The organism is Desulfobotulus alkaliphilus, from assembly GCF_007830435.1.
Lineage (GTDB): Bacteria > Desulfobacterota > Desulfobacteria > Desulfobacterales > ASO4-4 > Desulfobotulus > Desulfobotulus alkaliphilus.
The window spans coordinates 16513-26180 of record NZ_VLLC01000005.1 but is presented as its reverse complement, the minus strand read 5'-3'; the positions used below and the strand labels follow the sequence as shown (position 1 = coordinate 26180).

General features: G+C 49.4%; 10 protein-coding genes. 7 read left to right on the top strand and 3 right to left on the bottom strand.

Annotation, left to right across the window (positions count from 1 at the left end; translation table 11 throughout):
* Positions 1–198: 198 nt before the first annotated feature.
* The 3 genes from LZ24_RS04480 to LZ24_RS04470 form a co-directional block, all read right to left on the bottom strand.
* Positions 199–744, bottom strand: a complete 546-nt coding sequence (locus LZ24_RS04480) for an NADPH-dependent FMN reductase (protein WP_144682785.1) — start codon at positions 742–744, stop codon at positions 199–201.
* A 163-nt stretch (positions 745–907) separates the two neighbouring features.
* Positions 908–1534, bottom strand: coding sequence for an RluA family pseudouridine synthase (locus LZ24_RS04475; RefSeq protein WP_144682783.1), 627 nt, complete (start codon positions 1532–1534; stop codon positions 908–910).
* 103 nt (positions 1535–1637) lie between these two features.
* Positions 1638–2099, bottom strand: coding sequence for a polyhydroxyalkanoate synthesis regulator DNA-binding domain-containing protein (locus tag LZ24_RS04470; RefSeq protein WP_144682781.1), 462 nt, complete (start codon positions 2097–2099; stop codon positions 1638–1640).
* Positions 2100–2336: 237 nt separating this feature from the next.
* On the opposite strand from LZ24_RS04470, the gene LZ24_RS04465 reads away from it, so the two are divergent.
* The 7 genes from LZ24_RS04465 to LZ24_RS17520 all read left to right on the top strand — a co-directional run.
* A complete protein-coding gene (locus tag LZ24_RS04465; RefSeq protein ID WP_144682779.1) occupies positions 2337–2606 on the top strand; it encodes a hypothetical protein in 270 nt (89 codons plus the stop codon).
* An 18-nt stretch (positions 2607–2624) separates the two neighbouring features.
* Entirely contained in the window at positions 2625–2876 is a 252-nt protein-coding gene (locus LZ24_RS04460; RefSeq protein ID WP_144682777.1) for a hypothetical protein, read from the top strand.
* A gap of 343 nt (positions 2877–3219) precedes the next feature.
* A complete protein-coding gene (locus tag LZ24_RS04455; RefSeq protein ID WP_144682775.1) occupies positions 3220–4959 on the top strand; it encodes a chemotaxis protein CheA in 1740 nt (579 codons plus the stop codon).
* Between the two features lie 143 nt (positions 4960–5102).
* Complete coding sequence (gene dapB, locus LZ24_RS04450; RefSeq protein WP_144682773.1) at positions 5103–5930, top strand: dihydrodipicolinate reductase; 828 nt, start codon at positions 5103–5105, stop codon at positions 5928–5930.
* 77 nt (positions 5931–6007) lie between these two features.
* Entirely contained in the window at positions 6008–7942 is a 1935-nt protein-coding gene (locus LZ24_RS04445) for a c-type heme family protein (RefSeq protein ID WP_144682771.1), read from the top strand.
* Positions 7942–9348: a sigma-54-dependent transcriptional regulator gene (locus LZ24_RS04440; protein ID WP_144682769.1), complete on the top strand. Its 1407-nt coding sequence runs from the start codon at positions 7942–7944 to the stop codon at positions 9346–9348. Before LZ24_RS04445 ends, LZ24_RS04440 begins: the two co-directional genes overlap by 1 nt.
* A gap of 140 nt (positions 9349–9488) precedes the next feature.
* The coding region (locus LZ24_RS17520; RefSeq protein WP_222427531.1) for a hypothetical protein at positions 9489–9668 on the top strand (180 nt) is incomplete at its 3' end.

Here is a 9668-nt window from a genome sequence, read left to right as displayed (position 1 = left end):
GTCTTTGGTACGCTGCCTTTGTGGCGGCTCAGACAGTTGCCTCTTCTTTCGCACAGGCCTGCGAAGCTCTGATCCGAAACGATTGCAATGTCACTCACAAACAGTCCGATTGTCTTTTGCTGGAACCAGCGTTTCGAAATTAACGCACAGTCTTTCAAGAGAAAATGTGCTGAATAATTACATCATATTAAGAAATAGTCACCGCAGTTTCAGGGTCCAGTCCTTCAGAGCGGTAAGGAGCTTTCCTATCTGTTTCTGGATTTTTTCGTCCTTAAGATTGCCATTGTCCTCAAACCCGCCTGCAAAGGCATTGCAGAACACTTCCGGTGCATTCAGTACATGCAGATTCAAAAACACACAGACCTGACGGAGATGATACTGCGCCCGTGCCGTTCCCATGCCACCACCGGCTCCCATAATCGCTGCTGTTTTTCCGGAAAGAAGGGCATTGTCCGGTTCACGGGAAGCCCAGTCCAGGGCATTTTTAAGGGCCGGTGCCATGGAATAATTGTACTCCGGGCAGGCCAGAAGGAGTGCATCCGCTTTTTCAAGGGCCTTAAAAAAATCCAGCACACTCTGGGGTTTTTCTTCCATATCCGAATTGTAAAAAGGAAGTCCGGAAATATCTGCAATCTGAATGTCAAGACCTTGGGGAGCCGCCTCCTGTGCATAACGCAGAAGCCCCATATTGGCAGAACTCTTCCGCAGACTGCCGCAGATACCCAGAACCTGAATTTTCTCCATGGTACGCTCCTTTTTTGATGTCGAAAAAAAGATCATTAAAGAACAGGATGATTTCGTATTGCGGTATGGGATCCTGTATCCCATTTAAAGACTATGTGCACCCTGCATAAAAAGTCCAGAGGTGTCCATGGCAGAAATGCTGCAAAGCGACAAAAAAAACATTTTACCAAACGCTGAAGACATCCGGTAACGGGGAGTCAAGGCGCAGCATCTTTCCGTCGGGCATACGACATTCAAGGCCATGGGCATGGAGCATGAGTCTGGGGTAATTTTTCTGCATATTTTTATCGCCATAACGAAGATCCCCCACAATGGGGTGGCCGATGTGATAAAGATGAACACGGATCTGATGCCGTCTGCCCGTTACGGGAAAGGCAGCCAGAAGACTTTGATCCTTCCCCCCCCTGATGACTTCCCATCGGGTATGGCTGCCTTTGCCTTTTTCAGGGTCAATGCCCATCCGTCCTGATCCAAAGGCCCGGATGGAAGCATGGATATTTCCTGTTTTTTCTTTCGGACACCCATGGACAAGGGCCATATAGGTTTTTTGAATCCTGCGCTGCTCAAACTCAAGGTTCAGGTGGCGGTGCATTTGGGCAGTCTTTGCAAAAAGGAGAATCCCACTCACTTCCTTATCCAGACGGTGGACCACAAAAAGCCGCTTTCCCAGCTTTTCTTCCATTATATGAAGAAGGCAGGCACTTTCTTTATGCCGTTCAGGAATGACCGCAATGCCCTCCGGTTTTTCCAGAGCCAGAAGCTCTTCATTTTCAAATAGGATAGGGACCATTTCTGCTTCCTTGCCATCAGGGAAAAGCTACGCCCGGAACCGCTGACGGACCGGGCGCAGGACTGCTGGCTTTAAATTTCCATATAAAAACGGGAAAAAGGGGTTATTCTTTTTTTCCCTTGTCTTTTTCCTGGGTAAAAAAATCCATGAACGGAGCAAAGGGTGCAATGCCCGTCATGGTTTTCTGGGCCATTCCGGAAAGGTCAATCCCAAGATCCAGCATACGCCTGAACTGCTCATCAAAGGCCGATTTCTGATGGAGGTAGTTTCCAAGAATCTGCTGCAGGTACTTTTCAAAAAATTCACTGAGAACATTATCCCCGTAACGGATGATCAGATGAAGGAGGGGGACGGGCAGGAGGGCATTTTTCTGGCGGGCCTCTTCCAGTACGATCTGTGTGAGAATAAAGGCAGTTACATCCTCTTCCGTATTCACATCTATGACATGGATACCGCGGCCTTCCCGTATCAGAAGCCGGACCTCCGCCAGGGTGACATATTTACTTTTTTCCGTATCATACAGGCGTCGGTTGGCATATTTTTTAATCAGAACGTGGTTTTCCATTTCTCCTCCATGCTATTGCACTGCACAAAAATACAATTCCATAAAATTCACACCGGTCATATCCCACGATACAACCCTAAAGACAGGATTTTGATTTAAAAAAGGTCAGGATTTATAAATATAATGACTCCCATGGATTTTTTTCTTGACACAACGCACAAAAATCTTATTATCTAACCATGAAGTTGCAGTGCAACATTAAAACGACCTCAAAGCATAATCAAAGGAGAATATACCATGGAACCCAAAATCATTGCAAAACAAATCCTTGATTTCCAGAAAACCCTCTTGAATAATTTTTACACAACCCATGCGGCGGTGCAGGATCAGGGGGAAAAAATAACCCGCCAGATCCTTGACCCTCTGCCCCAGGTTCCCCAGCAGACAAAAGACCTTGTGCACAACTGGATAACAACCGTACGTCAGGGACAGGAAAAGGTGAAAAAATTTCAGGATGAAAGCCTTAACCGGATGGAACGTTTTATTCAGGAGACTCCCCAAAACTAAAAAAAGAAGGGAGGGCCTATGGATCCCCGAACCATGATACTGGAAATGCAATGTACGGGACTTGACCTTATGTGGTCTGTGCAGGAATCACTTCAGCAGCAGAGCGAGCATATGATACGGACCTGGTTTGCGCTTTCGGGTGTACCGATCGGAACACGAACAAGGTTTCACGCCGGAAGATGGCTTGAAATACTGAACAGAAGCCGTGACGACGCCAGAGACAGCAGCAGGGTTTTTATGGACAGGGTGGAATCCAGGCTCATCCCTTAATAATGATCTGAAACCGAACATACCCTTGGCACCCTCTCCTGCCGGGAGAGGGTCGGGGTGAAGCAGCGTGCTTCCAATCCCCGACAAGCCATTTTAAGATAACAATCCCCTGAAAACCTATGCTTCAAGGGGTTTACAACTGGCCCGCATCGTTTCCATTATTTTTGAAGACTCCCCCGTTCGCAAAGATCATGGATGAATCAAACGATGCGGGCACTTTTTTTTGACCATTCCCCCCCTTTGGCCACCTCAAAAAACATATCTGTTTCCATGGCTGGTTCAGCCTGTATTTACAAGATCCCCAAAAAAATATAACCTGACATAAACGTCAGGTGTGCAGTCCATGGGGCCTGAGCATAAAGGCCTTCTTTATGAATGGATAAGGATCTCAGGCTCTGATCTTTATGAAAAGCCTTCCCCTTTCCCCCGTACTCTGGGAGTGGACATGAATGAAAACGGCACAACCCGCCATCCGGATAAACTGCCCTACCATCTGGATATGGATCTTTATGCAGAGTTTCTTTCCATGCAGCCCCCGGTTCTCGCTTCCATGGAAGAATATATTCTTCGTGCAGGTCAGGAAGCCATTGCATTAACGGAACTGCGCCGTACCTTTCACACGCTGAAAGGAGAAGCAGGGTTTTTCAGGCTGGAAGCCGTTGAAAATCTTTGCCATGTGGCCGAAGACACACTGGATACCGATACTTTTTCCGAAGACATGACATCGGTTTTTCTGGATATTCAAAGCTGGCTTAAAAAAGCCTTTGACTGGTATTCCGGAAAAAAAGTACCGGTGCCTGAAGATCCCGCACCTCTCCATGCAAGGCTTGGTCTGGAGAAGCCGATCTCCGAAATCAGGGAAAACAACGCTGCTTCCGGTGTTACCGGAGTCCATCGACAGGTACGGGAAAATGTACTGGTGGAGGCGGAACGCCTGGATCGCCTCATGGATACCATTGGCGAGCTGGTCATTGTGGAAACCATGGTAAGACAGGCTCCGGAACTGGCCAGTATCAGCGGTGGTTCCCTGAACAACCACCTTGCCCAGCTGACCAAACTCACAAGGGAGCTGCAGAATCTGGGGCTGAATCTGCGCATGGTCCCCATCCGTCCCCTTTTCATGAAAATGCAGCGCATGGTACAGGAGCTGGGTAAAAGTCTTGGGAAACCCGTTCTTTTCCAGTCTACAGGAGATGAAACGGAGCTGGACAGGTCTCTGGTGGAACATCTGCGGGATCCCCTGCTCCATCTTGTACGCAACGCCATGGGGCATGGGATTGAAGAACCGGAGATCCGGAAAGCCAAAAACAAGCCGGAACAGGGGCTGCTGCGCATTGAAGCGCGGCATGGCGGGGGCGATATCCATATTATTATCGAAGATGATGGTCAGGGGCTCAATGCCGACGCCATAGCAAAAAAGGCAAGGGAAAAGGGGCTGCTTGCCGCAGATGTTCCCCTTACACCTGAAATGCTTGAAAAGATAATTTTTCATCCCGGATTTACAACGGCTGCAAGCCTTACGGAAATATCCGGTCGTGGGGTGGGCCTTGATGTGGTGCGGGAGCAGATACTCTCCCTTTCGGGAAGCATCCACGTGGACAGTACAAGGGACGCAGGCACCCGTTTTCACCTGCGCATTCCCATGACCGTAGCGATTATTGACGGTATTGTCTGCCGTTGCGGAAGACGCCGTTATGTGATTCCCACCCTCAGTGTACTGGGAAGCCTTGAAGTCAGGCCGGAGGATATCTGCAGCCTGCCCACGGGAATGACCATGGCCCCTTTTCAGGATCGTCTGATTCCCGCATTTCCCCTTGAAATCCTGCTGCAAAGACCGGAGGGCCGGGGGCAGAGTGCCAGCCTCATGATGGTCCTTGAATCTGAAAATCAGCGTTCGGGTATTTTTGTGGATGAAATTCTTGGAAAACAGCAGATTGTGGTCAAACCCCTTGGAGAAAGTTTTAAGGAAATTCAGGGCATTGCAGGTGCGGCCATCATGCCCGACGGCGAAGTGGGGCTGATACTGGACCCCCAGGGACTGATCCGGGCAAGCCTGTCTCAGGTAAAGGGTCAGGCCTTCTGAAAAAGCGCTGGACAGAAAAGGCCTGTCAAGGTAAGGCAGAAAAGGCTGGCGCACTTAAAAAAGGTAAGTATTCACAATTTTTCCCTTTCCCCCTGGGATAAAGGTACTGCAAAGCCAGCAGTGTCTTACTGAAAGGAGTTTTCATGTCAAAAATACCCGTCATGGTCAACGGACTGCCCGGTAATGTGGCGTCCACCCTGATCCCCCATATCCTTGCGGATGAAAAATTTTCCCTGATTCCTGCTTCCCTCACCGGCCCGGATACCCTTAATGACCAGCTCCAGTGCTGCAACATGAATTTCAGCCTCATCAGGCCCGCAGACAGAGATGCATGGATTTCCGATGTTCTCCTGAATAACAGCGGCCTCATAGCCATCGACTATACCCATCCCAGTGCCGTAAATGCCAACGCCACCTTTTATGCCAGACACGGTATTCCCTTTGTCATGGGCACGACCGGCGGAGACAGGGATGCCCTTTCCGAAAGCATAGTGCAGTCTGCCACCTGTGCCGTGATTGCTCCCAATATGGCCAAGCAGATCGTTGGATTTCAGGCCATGATGGCCCATGCCGCAGAAAATTTTCCGGATTTATTTAAAGGCTATAGCCTTCGCATTGAGGAAAGCCACCAGTCGGGCAAGGCTGATACTTCAGGAACGGCCAAGGCCATGGTGGGCTATTTCAATCGTCTGGGTATTCCCTTTGGGGTGGACGCCATTGAAATGGAAAGAAATCCCGAGCGTCAGGAAAGTGTATGGGGGATTCCTTCCGAGCACATTGCAGGCCATGCCTGGCATACCTATACCCTCAAATCCGAAGACGGCAGCGTCTGCTTCCGGTTTACCCATAATATCAATGGTCGGGATGTCTACGCTCAGGGGACGCTGGATGCCGTCAGCTTTCTCAGCCAGAAGATAACCCAGGGATGCCGGGGGCAGGTCTTTTCCATGATAGACGTGCTGAAAGGCTAAGGCTTTGGCAATTGCTCAGCACTGTCTTCGCTGGCCAGAAACGATAGCCGTCAGGAGGATGCACAGGTAGCCAGACGATGCCAGATTTCAGTATAAAAAAAAGATTCCGTTTGGGAGCTGCTGCCATTGTTTTTCTATTTTGCGTGGCAGCGGCCCTCATGGAATATTATTATCTCCGCCATGAATATTTTTCTGTTCTGAATCAGAAATCCACCCTTTTCATGGCCATGGCCCAGTCCAGCCGCGATTATGTAAAGGAAATTCTTCGCCCCCGCATGCAGGATAATTTCAGCCCGGATTTTTTTCTTCTGGAGGCCATGAGTACCTCCTATGTTTCCAGAGAAATCATGAACCGCCTCCATGATCACTTTCCCGAGTTCACCTACAAACGGGCCGCCCTGAATCCAAGAAACCCTTCAAACCTTGCAGATGACTTCGAGAGTAAGCGGATTCAGTGGTTCCATGACAATCCTTTCCAGAGGGAATGGAGCGGTAATATTAAAAAAAACGGGCATGCCTACTTTGTCCACATGACGCCCGTATATGTTGAAAAAGACTGTCTTTCCTGCCATGGCTCACCTGCGGATGCACCGGAAGAAATACTTTCGATCTATGGAGATCAGGCCAGCTTTTCCTATAACCTCGGTGAGGTGGTTGCTGCGGAAACCCTGTATCTTCCCATAGACCCTACCCTTGCCCGTATTCAGGAAAAGGCATGGGTCATTTTTTTTGTTACTGCCCTTTCCCTTTTTTCCCTCCTTCTTCTGTTCTACCTCTTATTTCATAAAACAGTTATTCTGAACCTAAGGGAAATTTTAAATAATTTTAAAAAAATATATGGATCAGCTTCTTCTGTCCCCGATTTTTTTCCTGTCTCACCACAACAGGATGAAGCCAGTCAGCTGCAGCAAAATCTTTATCTCCTTGCCGATGAGCTCAAACAGCTCCATGGGGAACTAAAAACCAGTGAAGCCAAATACAGAAGTCTTTTTGAAACGGCTCCCGAGGCCATTCTGGTCAGCAGGGAGGGGCGCCTGACGGACATCAACGCGGCAGGCCTGTCACTCTTTGGCTTTACCAGCATGGAAGAAGCCTTGGGCATCGAGTCCGTGTATCAGCTTTTCTGGGATGGGCAGCATGTCCGCAAAATCTGGGGAATTCTTCAGAAAGAAGGCTCTATCCATGATATGGAAATACGCATTGTAAATCGAAGGGGAGAAAAAAGGGATATTCTCCTGTCCAGCCTTGCAAGACCTGGAACCTGCGCTGAAATTCCGGATTTTGAAGCCACCCTGCGGGACATAACAGAAAAAAAACGGATGGATGACCGCCTTGCCCAGACCGACAGGCTGGCTTCGATAGGGGAACTGGCTGCTGGTGTGGCCCATGAAATCAATAACCCCCTTGGTGTCATTGAGCTTTATGCCCGTCTTATTGAAAAGGCCTCTGAAGAAAATGAACAGATCAGGCAGGATATTCAAATCATCCTTAAACACAGCCATATATGCAAAAAGGTAGTAGAGGCGCTGCTGGATTTTTCAAGGACAGGCCCTGTACAGTACCAGCCCTTGGACATGCATGAAATCATAGGGGACATCCTTCAGATGCTTTCAAGGGAAATTCAGAGCAGGGGTATCCGGGTGCTGTTCACGCCCCTTCCGGACCTGCCTTTGGTAACGGCGGATCCCCAGCAGATGCAACAGGTATGGATGAACCTTATTCTCAACGCCATACAGGCAACGGATGTCGGAGGCCAGATAGAAATTTTGTCCAGAAAAGAAGACAGGAACGTATTTTTTGAGATAAAAGATACCGGGAAAGGCATAGCCAGAGGCAATCTCAACCGGATTTTTGAACCCTTTTTCACCACCCGTGCGGATCAGAAAGGCACGGGGCTGGGTCTTGCCATCGTCTATGGCATTGTTGCACGCCATGGGGGAGAAATTTCTGTGGAAAGTCATCCCGGCAAAGGCAGCACTTTTACCCTGTATCTGCCTCTGGAGGAAGAATAATGGACACCCCAAAAGACGTTCTGCTGCTTGTGGACGATGAAACGGACCTGCTTTCCGGACTCAAACGTACCATACTGGCCGATATTCCCTGTATTGTCCATACGACTGCCAGTGCAAAAGAAGCACTGGTAATGCTTTCAAGGGAACCCGTGGACCTTGTGCTGACGGATATCCGCATGCCCGGCATGGACGGCCATTCCCTGCTCCGGGAAATCCATAAAAAAGATCCCCACCTTTCCGTCATTTTCATGACCGGATACGGAACCATTGAAGCGGCTGTTTCCGCCATCCGCGAGGGAGCCTATGATTTTATTCCCAAACCCTTTAAAACAGAAACCCTGATTCACGTCATCAGAAAAGGTCTGGAACACAACAGGCTCATACGGGAAAATATCCGCCTTTCAAGGATGGTCTGCACGCCGGTTCCGGGACTCATCGGCCAGTCTGCTCCCATGCGCGGCATCTTTGAAAAAATCCGTATGCTGGCCCGTACCGATGTCACGGTTCTTATCTCGGGAGAAACGGGCACGGGAAAGGAGCTGGCTGCAAGGGCAATCCACGACAGCAGCCCAAGACGGGGCGGCCCGCTGATTACGGTGAACTGCCCTGCCATACCGGAATCCATGCTGGAAAGCGAGCTTTTCGGTTATACACGGGGGGCATTTACGGGGGCGGTCAAAGACAGGGCCGGGTATTTTGTGGCAGCCGAAGGGGGAACCCTTTTTCTTGATGAAATCGGAGATTTGCCCTTAGGCCTTCAGGCCAAACTGCTGCGGGTGCTGCAGGAAAAGGAAATCCAGCCCCTGGGCAGTGACCGGAGTAAAAAACTCGATGTGAGAATTATTGCGGCAACCCATCAGAATCTTGAAAAAAAAATCGAGGCGAACACCTTCCGGGCAGACCTTTTCTACCGCCTCAATGTCGCCACCATCACCATGCCTGCCTTGCGTGATATCCGTGAAGACATCCCCCTTCTGGCGGAGCATTTTCTGGAAAAAACCGCATGTCAGTTGAAGATGGAAAAAAAACATATTTCCCCCCTTCTCCTTGAAGAATTCATGGCTGCCCCATGGCCGGGCAATGCAAGGGAGCTGGAAAATACCCTGCAGGGGCTCTGTGTCATGACAGCGGGAAAAGAAATTAAAAGCGCTGCCGGAAAGAGCAGCGCATTGCAAAAATGCCCGGAATTTTTTTCAGACTTCGACTGCCCGGACATGGATCTTCCCTATCAGCAGATAAAAGAAGAGGTTTTATCCCGCTTTACCCGTCAATACCTGGATTATCTTCTCAAAAAAACATCGGGAAACATCTCCCATGCCGCAAGACTCTCCGGTATCCAGCGCCAGTCCCTGCAAAAAATTATCCGCCGCTACAAAATGGATGCGGAAGGTTACAGAAGCGAATAAAAAATCTCCGTAACTGTTTAGCACAATTTTCCTTTGGTAAATCGAATACCTTTAATCAGGTGTATAGACAACCGGACCATTTGTTCGTGACGCAATCCGGCACTCAAGCTAAAAAAACCAAGCCCTTTACGGGAGTAAAAATGCCTATGGATCTTGAGTGCCGGATTCGGGAGCTTCTTGCCCTGTGCGGAAGCGGCAAAACTCCCCGCCACAGGCAGGATAAGCTTTTTTATTACCATAGCAGTCTTTGGTACGCTGCCTTTGTGGCGGCTCAGACAGTTGCCTCTTCTTTCGCACAGGCCTGCGAAGCTCTGATCCGA